Annotated in this window: 13 protein-coding genes and 1 pseudogene; 8 read left to right on the top strand and 6 right to left on the bottom strand. The window is 41.1% G+C overall.

What is annotated here, in order from left to right; all coding sequences use genetic code 11:
• Window positions 1–9: 9 nt before the first annotated feature.
• From mukF to sbcB, 5 genes are all read left to right on the top strand, one after another.
• Window positions 10–1,335, top strand: a complete 1,326-nt coding sequence (mukF, locus tag ELZ61_RS07060) for a chromosome partition protein MukF (protein WP_126372475.1) — start codon at window positions 10–12, stop codon at window positions 1,333–1,335.
• Window positions 1,336–1,353: 18 nt separating this feature from the next.
• A complete protein-coding gene (gene mukE, locus ELZ61_RS07055) occupies window positions 1,354–2,070 on the top strand; it encodes a chromosome partition protein MukE (protein ID WP_126372473.1) in 717 nt (238 codons plus the stop codon).
• An 86-nt stretch (window positions 2,071–2,156) separates the two neighbouring features.
• Window positions 2,157–6,617, top strand: a complete 4,461-nt coding sequence (mukB, locus tag ELZ61_RS07050) for a chromosome partition protein MukB (protein ID WP_422386268.1) — start codon at window positions 2,157–2,159, stop codon at window positions 6,615–6,617.
• Between the two features lie 95 nt (window positions 6,618–6,712).
• Window positions 6,713–7,582, top strand: a complete 870-nt coding sequence (locus ELZ61_RS07045) for a DMT family transporter (protein WP_126372470.1) — start codon at window positions 6,713–6,715, stop codon at window positions 7,580–7,582.
• A gap of 4 nt (window positions 7,583–7,586) precedes the next feature.
• Window positions 7,587–9,008, top strand: coding sequence for an exodeoxyribonuclease I (sbcB, locus tag ELZ61_RS07040; protein ID WP_126372468.1), 1,422 nt, complete (start codon window positions 7,587–7,589; stop codon window positions 9,006–9,008).
• Between the two features lie 897 nt (window positions 9,009–9,905).
• Here the strand turns inward: sbcB and ELZ61_RS07035 are convergent.
• The 6 genes and pseudogenes from ELZ61_RS07035 to ELZ61_RS07010 form a co-directional block, all read right to left on the bottom strand.
• On the bottom strand, window positions 9,906–10,367 hold the full coding sequence (locus tag ELZ61_RS07035; RefSeq protein WP_126372466.1) for a ClpXP protease specificity-enhancing factor: 462 nt from the start codon (window positions 10,365–10,367) through the stop codon (window positions 9,906–9,908).
• 12 nt (window positions 10,368–10,379) lie between these two features.
• Window positions 10,380–11,017, bottom strand: a pseudogene (gene sspA, locus ELZ61_RS07030) (stringent starvation protein SspA).
• A 221-nt stretch (window positions 11,018–11,238) separates the two neighbouring features.
• Window positions 11,239–11,631, bottom strand: a complete 393-nt coding sequence (rpsI, locus tag ELZ61_RS07025) for a 30S ribosomal protein S9 (RefSeq protein ID WP_017806615.1) — start codon at window positions 11,629–11,631, stop codon at window positions 11,239–11,241.
• 16 nt (window positions 11,632–11,647) lie between these two features.
• Window positions 11,648–12,076, bottom strand: a complete 429-nt coding sequence (gene rplM, locus ELZ61_RS07020) for a 50S ribosomal protein L13 (protein ID WP_017806616.1) — start codon at window positions 12,074–12,076, stop codon at window positions 11,648–11,650.
• A 256-nt stretch (window positions 12,077–12,332) separates the two neighbouring features.
• On the bottom strand, window positions 12,333–13,061 hold the full coding sequence (truC, locus tag ELZ61_RS07015; protein ID WP_126372464.1) for a tRNA pseudouridine(65) synthase TruC: 729 nt from the start codon (window positions 13,059–13,061) through the stop codon (window positions 12,333–12,335).
• Window positions 13,048–13,380: a YqcC family protein gene (locus ELZ61_RS07010; protein ID WP_126372462.1), complete on the bottom strand. Its 333-nt coding sequence runs from the start codon at window positions 13,378–13,380 to the stop codon at window positions 13,048–13,050. Before ELZ61_RS07010 ends, truC begins: the two co-directional genes overlap by 14 nt.
• 140 nt (window positions 13,381–13,520) lie before the next feature.
• Here ELZ61_RS07010 and ELZ61_RS07005 point away from each other — a divergent pair, with 140 nt between their 5' ends.
• The 3 genes from ELZ61_RS07005 to ppnN are packed head-to-tail and all read left to right on the top strand — an operon-like array spanning window position 13,521 to window position 16,522.
• Entirely contained in the window at window positions 13,521–14,297 is a 777-nt protein-coding gene (locus ELZ61_RS07005; protein WP_126372460.1) for a Zn-ribbon-containing protein, read from the top strand.
• An 8-nt stretch (window positions 14,298–14,305) separates the two neighbouring features.
• Window positions 14,306–15,148 (top strand): NADPH-dependent 7-cyano-7-deazaguanine reductase QueF, encoded by an 843-nt coding sequence (gene queF, locus ELZ61_RS07000; RefSeq protein WP_126372458.1) that lies wholly within the window; start codon window positions 14,306–14,308, stop codon window positions 15,146–15,148.
• Between the two features lie 9 nt (window positions 15,149–15,157).
• Complete coding sequence (gene ppnN, locus ELZ61_RS06995) at window positions 15,158–16,522, top strand: nucleotide 5'-monophosphate nucleosidase PpnN (RefSeq protein ID WP_126372456.1); 1,365 nt, start codon at window positions 15,158–15,160, stop codon at window positions 16,520–16,522.
• Window positions 16,523–16,535 lie beyond the last annotated feature (13 nt).

Here is a 16,535-nt window from a genome sequence, read left to right as displayed (position 1 = left end):
GAATACACAATGCTTGAAACATCACAAACAATCCCTGAATTGGTTTCTTGGGCGAGAGAGCGAGAGTTTTCGCTGAATTTGCCGACTGATCGTTTGGCGTTTTTATTGGCGATTGCCATTTATAACAATGAGCGCTTAGACGGTGAAATGCTGGAAACGGATTTAGTGGATATTTTCCGCCATACGGCATCAGCCTTTGAGCAATCTCCCGATAATATTGCCACCCGCGCCAATAATGCGATTAATGAATTAGTGAAACAGCGCTTTCTCAATCGTTTTAGTAGTGAGTTTACCGAAGGCTTGGCGATTTATCGTTTAACGCCGTTGGGTGTTGGCGTATCCGATTATTATATTCGTCAGCGTGAATTTTCTGCCTTACGCCTTTCTGTTCAGCTTTCAATTGTGGCAGATGAAATTCAACGCGCTTCTGAAGCAGCGGAAGAAGGGGGCGATGAGCATCATTGGCGGCGTAATGTGTTTGCGCCATTAAAATATTCTGTGGCGGAGATTTTCGATAGCATTGATTTTTCCCAACGTGTGATGGACGAAAATCAGCAAAGCATTAAAGATGAAATCGCCGAGCTATTAACTAAAGATTGGCAAGCCGCTATTTCAAGCTGTGAGCGTTTGTTAGATGAAACCTCAAGCAATCTGCGTGAATTGCAAGATACGCTCAATTCTGCGGGGGATAAACTGCAAGCGCAATTATTGCGTATTCAAGATTGTGTGATCGGTCAGGAAAATCTTTATTTTATCGATCAGCTTATCATTGATTTACAAGCAAAATTAGACCGCATTATCAGCTGGGGGCAACAGTCTATTGACTTATGGATTGGCTATGACCGCCACGTGCATAAATTTATCCGTACCGCAATTGATATGGACAAAAACCGTGTCTTTTCACAGCGTTTACGTCAGTCTATTCAACAATATCTTGAAAATCCTTGGTATTTATGGACAGCGCAGGCTGAGCGTTTAGTGGATTTGCGCGATGAAGAACTGGTGCTGCGTGAAGAAGATGCGCTAGGGGAACTGCCAGAAGAATTACAATACGAAAGTTTGGCTGATTTACACGATCAAATTGTAGAACATATGCAAAGCTTGTTAATTGCCTACCGTGAGCATAACCGTCCGATTGATTTGAGTTTAGTGCTGAAAGAGCAGTTGGAAAATTACCCAGTTTCGCGCCATTTTGATGTAGCACGAATTATTGTCGATCAGGCAATGCGCTTAGGTATGGCAAGTGGTGATTTAACCGGCGCTTATCCGCAATGGCAAAAAATTAACGAACAGGGCGCTGAAGTACAAGCCAATATCATTGATGAATATAACTAATTTTTAGAGAACCAAACTATGACAGAGCAGCTACAAGAGATACTTTCCGTAAAACAAGCGCAGGCCATTGCAAATCCCCTTTTTCCTGCGGTGGATAGCCAATTGCGTGCAGGGCGACACATTAGTTTAGAGCAATTGGATAATCACGCTTTTTTGATGGATTTCCAAAACGAGCTAGATCAATTTTATCGCCGTTACAATGTGGAATTAATTCGTGCGCCAGAAGGCTTTTTCTATTTGCGTCCCAAAGCCACTACGCTGATTGCACGTTCAGTGCTTTCTGAATTAGAAATGTTGGTTGGTAAAGTGCTGTGCTATTTGTATTTAAGCCCAGAGCGCCTTGCTCAACAAGGCATTTTCAGCACGCAAGAAGTGTATGATGAATTGCTCAATTTGGCCGATGAAAGCAAGTTGTTAAAAGTGGTGAATCAGCGTTCTTCAGGTTCAGATTTAGATAAACAAAAACTGGCAGAAAAAGTCCGCGCTACGTTAAATCGCTTACGCCGTTTAGGAATAATTTCAACAGTCGGCGATCAGCATAGTGGAAAATTTGTGATTTCAGAAGCGGTATTCCGTTTTGGTGCAGAAGTGCGTGCTGGCGATGACCCAATGGAAGCGCAATTACGCTTGATCCGCGATGGGGAAGCCGCAACACCACAATCCTTACAAGATGAGAAAAGTGCGGTGCAAAATGGCGAAGAAATTGAAGAATTTGATGAAGAAGGGGAAGAATAATGACCAAAGAATTTGAATTAGAAAGCGATAATTTAACCCTTGAAAGCGAAGAAATGGAAAATCATCAAACGGAAGAATTAGATATTATGGAAACCGTATCGGTGCAATCGCAAGATACGGCCGCACCTGTTGGGCAAAATGTAGAACGTGGAAAATTCCGCTCCCTTACACTGATTAACTGGAACGGTTTTTTTGCCCGCACTTTTGATTTAGATGAATTAGTTACCACCTTATCAGGGGGAAATGGGGCAGGGAAATCCACCACAATGGCCGGCTTTGTTACCGCACTGATTCCTGATTTAACTCTATTGCATTTCCGTAACACCACAGAAGCAGGGGCAACCACAGGTTCACGGGATAAAGGTTTGCACGGTAAACTCAAACCAGGGGTTTGTTATGCCGTGTTAGATGCAGTGAATTCTCGTCATCAACGTGTTTTAGTGGGCGCACGTCTGCAACAAGTGGCTGGGCGCGATAAAAAAGTGGATATTAAAACCTTTTCTATTCAAGGTCTCCCTTTATCTTTAGCGCCAATTAGCGCCCTAACCGAAGTGGTAAGTGAACGTCAAGCCCGTGTGCTGACCTTAAACGAATTAAAAGAGAAAATCGAAACACTTGGCGCGCAATTTAAGCAATATCACTCAATCACCGATTATCACGGAATGATGTTTGATTTAGGTATTATTCCTAAGCGTCTGCGTTCGTCTTCTGATCGCAGCAAGTTTTATAAATTAATCGAAGCCTCACTTTACGGTGGGATTTCCAGTGCTATTACCCGATCTTTGCGAGATTATTTATTACCAGAAAATTTAGGGGTGCGTAAGGCTTTCCAGGATATGGAAAGTGCTTTGCGCGAAAACCGTATGACCCTTGAGGCGATTAAGGTAACGCAATCAGATCGTGATTTATTCAAGCATTTAATTACTGAAACCACCAATTATGTGGCGTCAGATTATATGCGTAATGCCAACGAACGCCGCGGCAATGTGGAAAATGCGTTAGCGCACCGTAAAGAATGGTATTTAGCTAAATCGGAGCGCGATTTATCGCAACATCGCTTGGTGGATTTTAGCCGTGAATTGGCGGAACTCAACGAAAGTGAACAAACCCTTGAAGTGGATCATCAAAGCGCCGTTGATCATCTGAATTTAGTGCTGAATGCCTTGCGTCATCAAGAAAAAATTTCACGTTATCAAGATGATGTAGAAAGTTTACGGGAAAAGTTAGAAGAGCAAAAATTTGCCGTAGAAGAAGCCTCTGAACAGCACGAAGAAAGCCAAGCGCAGTTAGAACAGTATGAGCAAGAAGTGGATCAACTGCGTGGTCAATTAGCGGATTATCAACAAGCCCTTGATGCGCAACAAACTCGTGCGTTGCAATATCAACAAGCTATTCAAGCGCTTGAAAAAGCCAAAACCCTTTGTGGATTGGCTGATCTGTCCACAAAAAATGTAGAAGATTATCACGCTGAATTTGCCGCGCAAGCCGAAGATCTCACCAATAAGGTGCTAGATTTAGAGCAAAAAATGTCAATTTCCGAAATGGCAAAATCGCAATTTGACAAAGCCTATCAGCTCGTTTGCCAAATTGCGGGAGAGATGCCTCGCTCGGCCGCGTGGGAAAGTGCAAAAGCCTTGTTGCGTGAATATCCAAGCCAAAAAGTGCAAGCGCAACAAACGCCACAACTTCGCGCTAAATTACACGAATTGGAACAGCGTTATCAGCAACAACAAAGTGCGGTGCGTTTATTGAAAGAATTTAATCAGCGTGCAGAATTAGAACTCGAAACCGCAGATGAAATCGAAGAATATTACGCCGAGCAAGAAAGCCTTGTTGATGAGCTAAATGAAGAATTGGCAGAGCAGGTGGAACAGCGCTCAACCTTCCGTCAAAAGCGTGAACAGTTGAACGCGCGTTACAATGAAAATGCCAATAAAGCGCCAGCGTGGCTCACTGCTCAGTCTGCACTTGAACGCTTGCAAGAACAAAGCCATAGCCAGTTTAGCGACAGCCAAGATGTGATGAATTTTATGCAATCACTATTGGTGAAAGAACGTGAATTAACCATTAAACGCGATCAGTTAGAGCAAAAGCGTCAGCAACTTGATGAACAAATTTCCCGTTTAAGTCAGCCAGATGGTTCTGAAGATCCGCGTCTAAATGTGTTAGCAGAACGCTTTGGTGGCGTGTTGCTTTCTGAACTTTATGATGACGTGCCGATTGAAGATGCGCCTTATTTCTCTGCGCTATATGGCCCAGCTCGCCACGCAATTGTGGTGCGCGATTTAGAAGCGGTGAAAGCACAATTAGCTCAGCTTGAAGATTGCCCTGATGATTTATACCTTATCGAAGGGGATCCAAGTTCTTTTGATGACAGCGTATTGTCAGCTCAAGAGCTTGAGCTAGGGGTTGTGGTTCAGGTGTCGAACCGAGAATTACGTTATTCAAAATTCCCTGAAACTCCATTATTTGGCCGTGCCGCGCGGGAAAAACATTTAGAAGCCTTGCAAATTGAACGTGATGAGGTGTCGGAACAATATGCAGAATGCGCCTTTGATGTGCAAAAATGCCAACGTTTACACGAACATTTCAGCCAATTTGTTGGTTTACACTTGGCCCTTGCATTCCAGCCAAACCCTGAAGAATTGATGGCAGAAATTCGCCGTGAACAAGGGGAAATTGAGCGTGAATTAGGGCAGTTTAGCACCACAGAACAACAAATTCGTCTTAAATTAGACAGTGCTAAGGAAAAATTACAGTTATTAAATAAACTGATTCCGCAGCTTGCTGTAGTTGATGATGAAAGTTTATTAGATCGCATTGAAGAATGTCGCGAACAGCTTGATTTAGCTGAGCAAGATGAGCATTTTATTCGTCAATATGGCGTGACATTGTCACAGCTTGAGCCAATTGCTAATACATTACAAAGCGATCCTGAAAACTACGAACGCTTAAAAGCGGAATACGAACAAGCGGTTAATCAGCAAAAACAATTACAGTTGCGTGTGTTTGCCTTGGCGGACGTAGCGCAGCGTAAAGCGCATTTTGATTACAAAGAAAGCGTGCAATCGGAAACCTCCGAATTAAATGAGCAACTGCGTAACCGTTTAGAGCAAGTGCAAGAACAGCGCGAACAACAACGCGAGCAAGTACGCCAAAAACAAGTGCGTTTTGCCCAATATAATCAAGTTTATATTGAACTGCGCAGTTCTTATGAAGAAAAAAATAAAGTGCTAAACGAGCTACTTGAAGAAATCAGCCAGCTTGGTGTGCGCGCAGATGATGGGGCAGAGCAACGCGCTCAAACACGCCGTGATGAATTATCACAGCAACTTGCCACCGTGCGTAATCGCCGCCGTTATTTAGAAAAACAATTAACCCTAATTGAAAGCGAAAGCGAAAATCTTAACCGCCGAATTCGTAAAGCGGAGCGTGATTACAAAACCCAGCGTGAATTGGTGGTCGCGATGAAAGCCAGCTGGTGTGTGGTGTTGCGTTTATCACGCAATAGTGATGTGGAAAAACGTTTAAATCGCCGCGAACTCGCTTATCTTTCTGCTGATGAATTGCGTTCAATGTCGGATAAAGCCCTTGGTGCGCTGCGTACTGCCGTGGCTGACAATGAATACCTGCGTGATGCCCTGCGTTCATCAGAAGATAATCGTAAACCAGAAAATAAAGTGCGGTTCTTTATTGCAGTTTATCAGCATTTGCGTGAGCGTATCCGTCAAGACATCATCAAAACGGACGATCCAATTGATGCCATTGAACAAATGGAAATCGAATTATCTCGCCTTACCGCAGAACTAACCAATCGCGAGAAAAAATTGGCGATTAGCTCCGAAAGTGTGGCGAACATTATGCGTAAGACTATTCAGCGTGAGCAAAATCGTATTCGTATGCTTAACCAAGGGCTACAAAATATTGCCTTTGGTCAGGTGAAATCGGTGCGCTTAGTGGTGAATATTCGTGATACTCACGCAATGTTGCTGGACGCCCTTTCCGATCGCCAAGATGATTATCAAGATTTATTCTCTGATAACCGCATTACCTTCTCTGAAGCTATTGCGAAATTGTATCAGCGCTTAAATCCGCATATTGATATGGGACAGCGTACGGCACAAACCATTGGTGAAGAATTGTTGGATTACCGCAATTACCTTGATTTGGAAGTGGAAGTCTATCGTGGTGCAGACGGCTGGTTGCGTGCGGAAAGTGGCGCATTATCCACAGGTGAAGCCATTGGTACTGGGATGTCAATCTTGTTAATGGTGGTGCAAAGCTGGGAAGAAGAAAGCCGCCGTATTCGTGGGAAAGACATTGTGCCTTGTCGCTTATTATTCCTTGATGAAGCGGCACGTTTAGATGCAAAATCCATTTCAACCTTGTTTGAGCTTTGTTCTCGCTTGGATATGCAATTACTCATTGCAGCCCCTGAAAATATCAGCCCAGAGAAAGGGACAACCTATAAACTGGTGCGTAAGATTTTTGGTAACCAAGAAATGGTTCAAGTGTCTGCCTTACGCGGTTTTGGCGCAACGGAATAGAATAGGCAATAAACAAAAGTGCGGTGCAAAAATACAAAATTTTTCACCGCACTTTACTCGTTATCTTTTCACTTTAAATCTCGCAAGGAAATAAAATGCACTATTTATTTCTCGCCATTGCTTGCAGCGTTGCGGTATCTGTGCTGCTAAAAGTCGCACGCCGATTCAACGTTGTGATCGAGCAAGCAATCGCTTTCAATTATCTTATCGCACTTTTACTCAGCTATTTTTTATTACAGCCGAACTTTCAAGGGCAAGGCTTTACCGATTTTATCGTACAAAATGAAAATAGTGCGATTTTCCTGAGTTTAGGCTTATTGTTGCCTAGCGTGTTTATCATTATGTCAAAAGCCGTTGAATTTGCAGGCATTGTACGTTCTGATGCGGCGCAGCGTTTATCTTTATTTTTGCCTATTTTGGCAGCGTTTATATTATTTGGCGAACAGCTCAGTCAATCGCGTATTATCAGCTTAATCTTGGCGTTTTCAGCATTATTTTGTTTAATCAAACCGCGCGAGCAAGGACTTTCGGTTAAAGGCGGATTGAGCTTGCTTGCCGTGTGGTTTGGTTATGGCGTGATTGATATTTTATTCAAGCAGACCGCCAAAATGGGCAGCGCCTTTCCAACCACCTTGTTTATTGCCTTTGCCTTAGCAATGTGCGTTATGTTTATGTATTTATTGATTAAGCGAACCCAGTGGAATGGGGCGAGTCTGTTAGCTGGCATTGTACTCGGCGGGCTAAATTTTATGAATATTCTATTTTATATTCGCGCTCATCAAAGTTTTAGCCAAAATCCAACCCTTGTTTTTGCGGGAATGAATATTGGTGTGATTTGTCTTGGCACGCTTGTTGGTGCAATAGTATTCAAAGAAAAAATAAGCAAAATCAATGGGGTAGGCGTGGCACTTGGTATTTCTGCCATTCTCAGCCTATTTTATTTAGAACCTTTTTTGACAAGGTAAGATAATGCAAGATAATTTCAGTTTTTTTGTTTACGATTACGAAAGTTTTGGGGTAAATCCTGCCACCGATCGTCCTGCACAATTCGCCGGAATTCGTACAGATAAGGATTTTAATATTATTGGTGAGCCTGTGATGTTCTATTGCAAGCAAACCAATGATTATTTGCCCTCGCCAACCGCGGTGATGGTAACCGGCATCACGCCACAGCAATGCAATGAGCAAGGCTTGCCTGAACCTGAATTTGCTGCGCGAATTTTGCAAGAATTCTCTCAACCAAACACTTGTGTTATGGGCTTTAATAATATCCGTTATGATGATGAAATGACCCGTTATACCTTTTATCGGAATTTTATCGATCCTTACGAATATAGCTGGAAAAATGGCAATTCTCGCTGGGATTTACTGGATTTAGTGCGTGCCTGCTATGCCTTGCGGCCTGATGGTATAAACTGGGTTTATGATGATGACGGAATGCCATCTTTCCGCTTAGAAAATTTAACCAAAGCCAATGGAATAGAGCATAGCAATGCCCACGATGCAATGGCTGATGTGTATGCAACCATTGAAATGGCGAAATTAATCAAGGAAAAACAGCCAAGATTATTCCAGTTTTTCTTTGAGCATCGCGATAAAAAATCCCTTGAAGTAATGATTAACACTGCAGAAATGACGCCATTGGTTCACGTTTCAGGAATGTTGGGGAATTATCGCGGTAACACCACTTGGATTGCCCCTTTAGCCTGGCACCCAACCAATAAAAATGCCGTCATTATGTGTGATTTAGATAGCAATATTGATGATCTACTCAATAAAAGTGCGGAAGAATTACGCCAAAATTTATATACCAAAAAAACGGAATTGGAAGAACAAGGTATTTTACCTGTACCATTAAAATTGGTGCATATCAACAAATGTCCAATTTTAGCCCCAGCCAAAACCCTGTTGCCAGAAAATGCACAACGCTTAGGCATTGACCGCCAGCGTTGCTTAGCAAACCTTACTAAATTGCGTGCTAATCTCAACATTCGTGAAAAAGTATTACAAATTTTCACTGATAAACGCGTCTTTGAGCCAAGCGATAATGTAGAAACTGAATTATATAGTGGATTTTTCAGTCCAAATGACAAAAATAATATGGCCATTTTACGCGATTTAACCCCTGAAAAATTGGCCGAGCATAATTTAACCTTCCAAGATAAACGTGTTGATGCGTTGCTGTTTCATTATCGTGCGCGTCATTTCTACAAGACTTTAACTCGAGCCGAGCAGTTACGCTGGGATAAATACCGCCGTAGAAAGCTGGAACAAAGTGCGGTGCAATTTGAACAAGAATTACAAGCCTTGGCGGAAGAATATCAAAATAATCCTGAAAAATTAGCCTTATTGCAGCAAGTTTATGAATATGGGGTGAAATTATTGGGTTAGATTTGTGATGCTGTAACAATCTAATTAAATTTTGCTAAATTGCGTAAAATAAAAAATCGAGTAATCTAACTGCTCGATTTTTTTATTTTTCGCGTAGCGCAATCATTTAGCCTTAATAAAGTAAGGCTAAAAAGCGGAAAATCATTAAATAGCTTAACTAAGCTTATTCCAGTTATTGTTTTTAAGCTCTCAAAAATAGCAGATAAGTAAAATCATCGTAAAGATTATAGATTTTGTTTCATTGATTTTTAATTCAATTAAGCAAGACTAGATTTTTATCTAGCGTTATTTTTACCACCATATTAATCTACGTCATTCTTTAACTTTTCTTTACATTTCATCATTGACAGTGAGTAACTCATAAAATCTAAGCGTTACAGTGTGGTCAAAAACCTTAATTTTACCTTGTTTAACTAGTAAAAGTGATCTGTGTATAACTCTGTGATTTTCTTAACCCGTAGTTTTTACTAACCTGATAACTAATTTCGCATAATGTATATTATGTTAAATAATGTAAATATAAGAGTAACTTTTGTATCGCTCTTTTTTGTCATAGCCTACAGCATATCTTTATGGCGTTTTTTAGTGTTGCATCTTGGAATCTTTTCTTCGGTTATTCTTTATATGAAATATCTTTTCAGTGGATTTATGATGATGAGATCATTTAGATTGATTTTCGCAATGGATACAAAATAAATATTAGCGAGATTTAAGAAATCTTTAAGATTTTAGTCTTAAAAAATATAGGAAAAGCCTATCTGCTAATTTGTTACAACGTTACAAAAATAACTAAATAACATTATAAAAATAAGGGGTTTATTTGAATAAAGGAATATAAAAAAAAGCGCCTACACTATTATTTAGTGCAGACGCTTAAAAGAAATTAAGTCTTTATAATTAATCAACAAAACGTAATTTTGGAGAGGATTTCTTACTCGATGGCTTTTCTGTTGTTTCAGGTTTATCTACGGCCTCAACAAAGCTTAACGGTTGTTCATCTTTAATTTCATCTTGTTGAATAGCAAGATCATCTTCGAACTCTTCTGGTTCAAACATAATACCATCACCGCTTTCTCTTGCATAAAGCGCAATTAACGCGCCCATAGGGATAAAGATTTCTTGCGGTACACCTTGAAAACGTGCATTAAATTGAACGAAATCATTGGTTAATTGCAAGTTTCCTGTTGCATTCATTGAAATATTCAGCACAATCTGCCCATCTTTCACATATTCAACAGGTACTTTCACGCCAGAATAAGTAGCATCAACGGCCAAGTACGGCGTACAATCATTGTCTATCAACCAATCATAATAAGCTCTTAAAACATAAGGGCGTTTCGGTGAGAATTTACGTTCCATAACTACTCTCTTTTATTTATCATCCATTAGGTTTTTAGGTGCAGCTTCGCCTACGGATTGTTTGAAAGAATCTCTTTGGTACACGCGTTCCATATAATTTTTAATCGCTTTACTTCCTGCGCCTGTAAATTGAATTCCCAATTTCTGCATACGCCATAATAACGGCGCAATATAGCAATCTACCAAGCTAAACTCTTCGCTCATAAAATAAGGAGTTTGGTTGAAAATTGGCGCGATAGCTAATAATTCTTCTTTTAATTGTTTGGCAGCCTGCTCTTTTTCAGCGTCATCACCTTGCTCAATTTGGTTTAATAAAGAATACCAATCCTGCTCAATTCTTAGCATTAATAAACGGCTTTTACCGCGCGATACAGGATAAACGGGCATTAATGGCGGGTGTGGAAAGCGTTCATCAAGATATTCCATAATAATACGGGAATTAAATAGCACTAAATCACGATCTACCAAGGTTGGCAATGTGCCTAAGGGTTTAACTCCATTAAATCTTCTGAGACAGAACCTGGCTCAATTTCTTCCATCTCATAAGCAACTCCTTTTTCCGCTAAAACAATGCGCACTTGATGGCAATAAATATCGTCTTTATTGGAAAAAAGGGTCATTATTGAACGTTTATTTGCTGCACTACTCATTTTATTCCTCCGCTAACCTTTTACTTATCGATCATTTAAAATTAAAGGCGAATATTTTACCATAAATTATAGGGAAATAGCTAAGTAAATTTATCACATACCAAGCTATCTTATTGATTATAAATTGAATTTTTTCTTTAAAATGATTAATTTAAGAAATTTAGAAAAGAAAAATGGCAAGTAAAAACTTGCCATTTGAACTGTATTTGAATAAGAAATGATTAACGTTTTGAGTATTGTGGGCGACGACGTGCTTTGTGTAAACCCACTTTTTTACGTTCAACGCGACGAGCATCACGAGTAACAAAGCCTGCTGCGCGTAATGCTGGACGTAATGTTTCATCATATTCAATTAGTGCACGAGTGATACCGTGACGGATTGCACCCGCTTGACCTGAAATACCACCACCTTTAACTGTGATGTATAGGTCTAATTTATCAGTTAATTCAACCAACTCTAATGGTTGACGTACGATCATACGAGAAGTTTCGCGACCGAAATAAACGTCTAATTCGCGTTGGTTAATAGTGATTTTACCACTGCCCGGTTTGATAAATACACGAGCTGAAGAGCTTTTGCGGCGACCTGTGCCGTAGTTTTGATTCTCTGCCATTTTTCTCACCTCGTGATTAAATATCTAAAACTTGTGGTTGTTGTGCTGCGTGTTCGTGGTTAGGACCAGCGTACACTTTCAATTTACGATACATTGCGCGACCTAATGGGCCTTTTGGCAACATACCTTTAACCGCAATTTCAATCACAGCTTCTGGACGGCGAGCAATCATTTCTTTAAATGTCGCTTGTTTGATACCACCTACATAGCCAGTGTGCCAGTAGTAAATTTTATCGCTTTCTTTTTTACCTGTTACGGCAACTTTGTCCGCATTGATAACGATGATGTAATCACCTGTATCAACGTGTGGAGTATATTCAGCTTTATGTTTACCACGAAGGCGACGTGCTAATTCAGTCGCTAAACGACCTAAAGTTTTACCTGTCGCATCTACTACATACCAGTCGCGTTTAACCGTTTCTGGTTTTGCTACAAAAGTTTTCATTAATTAATTACCAATAAAATAATATTAATACCCAGTGTTCAAATTTGAACACAACCATGAATCTCAATCTTCACCCCTTCGAGTGTGATCTCGATAAAATAATGTGCGGTGGGAAAGCCGACACATTCACAGGGTCGGGCGATTATACAAGAGCTTTAACCAAAAAACAAACGAAAAAAAGCACCGCACTTTGAAATTCCTAGGAAATTTCTATTATTTTTGCGCATTTGATGTTTCATCTTTTATTTTTGAACGTTTAGGCTATCTCATTCCAAGAAAAAGCATCGAACAAGTGTTGCCATTGTTCATCTAAAGGTGCGGTGATTTTTAACCGATTTTTTGTTATAGGGTGGTTAAACGCGAGCGTTTCTGCGTGTAACATTAACCGTTGCACGCCAGTATGTTCGCTTAAAGCGCGGTTTTGATGCAAATCGCCATATTGCGTATCCCCTAAAATCGGGTGAAAAATATGCTTTAAGTGACGACGTAACTGATGCTTTCTGCCCGTTTGTGGAATGAGCCTCACCAAAGAATAACGGCTGGTTTGATAACGCCCTACCCCATAAGGCATTTCCACTGTTTTTAAGCCTTCATAATCCGTGATCGCCTCTTGCGGTGCTTTATCTTGCTGAGCAAATTTATCGGCGATTTTATCTAATTGAACTTTCAGCGGATAATCAATCCTGCCCTGCCCCGTTACATAACCTCGCACCACCGCCAAATAGCTTTTTTCCACCTGCTTTTGTTCAAATTGCTCGCACAACAATTTGGCAATTTCCCCATTTAAAGCAAACAGCAGCACGCCAGAGGTAGGGCGATCTAAACGATGAATAGGAAAAACGTGCTGCCCGATTTGATCGCGTAAGGTTTGCATCACAAATTGGGTTTCGTGGCGATCAAGCCAGCTACGATGCACCAACATTCCCGCTGGCTTATTCACCGCCACCAAATATTCATCTTGATAAAGAAGATTAAGCGCGGTCATTTTGAGCGTTGCAAATTTCTTCGATAGCTTTCAACGGCTCAATTAAGCGTTGCACTTCCACAATATCCTTTTCTTTTAAGGCTTCTTCAATATAAGGCACAATCGCCATTTTGTGCGGTAATGGTTCGTTGCTTTCAATAATGGCATACATTCTCGGAATAAACACCCATTGCAACCATTCGTGCGCATTCATTGTGTCGATACAAAACGGCTCGACGCTGTCAAATGCTGCCGCTTCCGGTGCAACGGCTTGCCAAAGGGCTAATTCCTCCATTGCTTTTTGTAATTGTTGTAACTGATATTTTGTTTGTTCACGCATTGTGGATTCCTTAATTTGCTTTCTCATCTTATTCTGCCTAAAATGTGGCGTTCACCTTTAGTGCAGAAACAAAGGCGTTATGATACCACAAAGCCAAGTATGAAAAAACGCAATCGCTTTCCTATAAATTAAGGCAGAGAATGTATTTAATTGAAGCTTTTTTTACCCTTACCGAACCCAACAATACGGCTTACCCATTGATTAATCAAGTGATTGAACAATGGCGTTACAACGGGCAAATTCTTGGGCGAGAAATTCCCCTTTTTCACGCTGAATTAGAAACTCAGCAAGGCATTGCTGTGCGTGTGGTTTGCCCCGAACAACAAAGCCTGCTGCCCGAATTTAATAATTCAGCGGTGCAAAATGCCTTAGATATGGCACAAAATGCGGGGATAAATTTTGATAGTTTTCAAGTGATTGCTGATGACCTAAATTCTGATCTCACCTATCAAGGCGAGCGACCAAGCTGGCAAGTGCTTAACACCACCTATTTGCAATCTTGCTCACCATTGCACAGCGGCGATGATAACTTGCCTATTCCACTGTATAAATTTTTCAAAAATGCACCGCACTTGAGTTTAGATCTCATCAAATGGCAAGAGAATTGGCAGGCTTGCGATCAGTTACAAATGAACGGCACGGCTCTAGAAAGCCAAGCCCTTGCTGAAATTTCTGATCTGCACAGCAATTTATCCAAACACGGTTATGCCTTATGCCAAGAAATTGAGCAACACACTGGTATTCCAACTTACTATTATTTATACCGCATTGGTGGCGAAAGTTTGGCTGCAGAACAACAACGCCACTGTCCAAGCTGCCATAAAAATTGGGCATTAAAAGCCCCACTCTTTGATCTGTTTGATTTTAAATGTGATCAGTGCCGATTGGTATCCAACCTTTCTTGGCACTGGCAATAAGGAAAAATATGAATTATAACCACCAAAGTTTACACGCCTTAAAATTAGGGCAAGAAACAAAATATGCACAACATTATGACCGCACTTTATTGCAAGCTGTGCCACGTCAATTAAACCGTGAACAGCTTGGCATTGTGGCAACACAGCCTTTTACCTTTGGCGCAGATATTTGGACGGCTTATGAAATCTCATGGCTCAATCCTAAAGGCGTGCCGCAAGTGGCGATTGCGGACGTGGAAATTGATTTTCGTAGCGAGAACTTGATCGAATCAAAAAGTTTTAAGCTCTATCTCAACAGCTTCAATCAAAGCCATTTTGACAGCTTCGCCCAAGTGCAACAGATTTTGCAACAGGATTTAGCGGATTGTGCCAAAGGTGAAGTGAAAGTGCGGTTAAATTCTTTAGCAAATTATGACCGCACTTTCATTGATTCCTTACAAGGAGATTGTATTGATGAACAAGATATTGAAATCACCGATTATCAATTTAACCCACATTATTTGGAAAACAGCACGCAAGGCGAACAGGTTGTCGAAGAATATTTAGTCAGCCATTTGTTAAAATCAAATTGTTTAATCACACAACAACCCGACTGGGGTTCGTTGCAAATTCATTATGTGGGTAAACGGATTGACCGCGAGAAATTGTTGCGTTATTTGGTTTCTTTCCGTCAGCATAACGAATTTCACGAACAATGCGTTGAGCGAATTTATTGTGATTTAATGCGTTTTGCTCAGCCTGAAAAGCTCACTGTTTACGCCCGTTACACACGCCGCGGTGGGTTGGATATTAATCCGTTCCGCTCGAACTTTGAAACCGTGCCGCACAATGCACGCTTAGCCAGACAATAGGAGGTCGTAATGGCGAATATTCATTATGTGAATCCCCGTGGGAGTATGGAACAGCTCTCGCACCTTGAAGTAGAATTGCTCACCAAGCAAGCCAAAAGCGAGCTATATCAGCTGTATCGCAACTGCTCGCTTGCGGTGCTAAATTCTGGTGCGGTTACCGATGACAGCCGCAAGCTATTAAATCAATATCCTGATTTTGATATTGAGTTGGTGGCGACAGAACGTGGTATCACCCTTGAGTTACACAATCCGCCAGAAAGTGCCTTTGTGGATCAACATATTATCCGCAATATTCAATATCACCTTTTTGCCGTCCTGCGTGATATTGTGTTCGTGAATGTGCTAAGCCAACGGATTAATCCTTGTGATATTCAAGACAGTGTGCATATTACCAACCAAGTGTTTTCCATTTTGCGTAATGCCAAAGCCTTAATCGTGGGCGAATTACCGAATTTGGTGGTGTGCTGGGGCGGTCATTCCATCAATCAAATTGAATACCAATATTGTCGTGCGGTGGGATTAGAATTAGGTCATCGTGAATTAAATATCATCACAGGCTGCGGGCCGGGTGTGATGGAAGCACCGATGAAAGGCGCGGCGATTGGCCATTCCAACCAACGCTATAAAAACAGCCGTTTTATTGGCATCACCGAGCCTTCAATCATTGCTTCTGAGCCGCCTAACCCAATTGTTAATGAGCTGATCATTATGCCTGACATTGAAAAGCGTCTTGAAGCCTTTGTGCGTATGGGGCACGGCATTATTATCTTCCCTGGCGGTCCTGGGACATTCGAGGAATTGCTGTATATCCTTGGAATTAAGCTCAACCCAGAAAATCAAGCGCAAGCTATCCCACTCATTTTAACTGGGCCAAAAGAAAGTGCGGATTATTTTGCTACGATTGATCGCTTTATTGGCGAAACCTTAGGGAAAGAAGCGCAATCCTTATATAAAATCATTATTGATGATCCTGTGGCAGTGGCGCGTCATATGAAATCTTCAATAGAAGAAATTCGTCATTTACGCTATGAAAATAATGATTCTTATGGCTTTAATTGGTCGTTGAAAATTGATCCTGAATTCCAACAGCCATTTATCCCAACCCACGAAAATATGGCAAGTTTAGATTTGCATATGAACCAAAGCAAAGTGAGCCTTGCCGCCAATCTTCGACGTGTATTTTCTGGCATTGTAGCGGGCAACATTAAACCCGATACGCAAGATCGCATCGCTGAGCTAGGCAAATTCCAGCTCAAAGGAGATAAGGATTTAATGGAAAAAGTGGACAACGTACTACAAGATTTCATCACCCAACACCGAATGAAACTGCCAGACGGCGAGGCTTATGAGCCTTGTTATGAGATTATTCGATAATTAGATAAAAGTG

Source organism: Avibacterium volantium (assembly GCF_900635775.1).
Taxonomy (GTDB): Bacteria; Pseudomonadota; Gammaproteobacteria; order Enterobacterales; family Pasteurellaceae; genus Avibacterium; species Avibacterium volantium.
Note: the sequence above shows the minus strand (reverse complement) of the source record. Positions and strands in the feature narration are given on the sequence as shown.

Coding starts and splice junctions, on each gene's coding strand:
- ELZ61_RS07035 (WP_126372466.1), bottom strand. CDS start 10,367: ATGGAACGTAAATTCTCACCGAAACGCCCTTATGTTTTAAGAGCTTAT.
- rpsI (WP_017806615.1), bottom strand. CDS start 11,631: ATGGCAGAGAATCAAAACTACGGCACAGGTCGCCGCAAAAGCTCTTCA.
- mukE (WP_126372473.1), top strand. CDS start 1,354: ATGACAGAGCAGCTACAAGAGATACTTTCCGTAAAACAAGCGCAGGCC.
- rplM (WP_017806616.1), bottom strand. CDS start 12,076: ATGAAAACTTTTGTAGCAAAACCAGAAACGGTTAAACGCGACTGGTAT.
- ELZ61_RS07005 (WP_126372460.1), top strand. CDS start 13,521: ATGTATTTAATTGAAGCTTTTTTTACCCTTACCGAACCCAACAATACG.
- ppnN (WP_126372456.1), top strand. CDS start 15,158: ATGGCGAATATTCATTATGTGAATCCCCGTGGGAGTATGGAACAGCTC.
- mukF (WP_126372475.1), top strand. CDS start 10: ATGCTTGAAACATCACAAACAATCCCTGAATTGGTTTCTTGGGCGAGA.
- queF (WP_126372458.1), top strand. CDS start 14,306: ATGAATTATAACCACCAAAGTTTACACGCCTTAAAATTAGGGCAAGAA.
- ELZ61_RS07010 (WP_126372462.1), bottom strand. CDS start 13,380: ATGCGTGAACAAACAAAATATCAGTTACAACAATTACAAAAAGCAATG.
- truC (WP_126372464.1), bottom strand. CDS start 13,061: ATGACCGCGCTTAATCTTCTTTATCAAGATGAATATTTGGTGGCGGTG.
- mukB (WP_422386268.1), top strand. CDS start 2,157: ATGGAAACCGTATCGGTGCAATCGCAAGATACGGCCGCACCTGTTGGG.
- ELZ61_RS07045 (WP_126372470.1), top strand. CDS start 6,713: ATGCACTATTTATTTCTCGCCATTGCTTGCAGCGTTGCGGTATCTGTG.
- sbcB (WP_126372468.1), top strand. CDS start 7,587: ATGCAAGATAATTTCAGTTTTTTTGTTTACGATTACGAAAGTTTTGGG.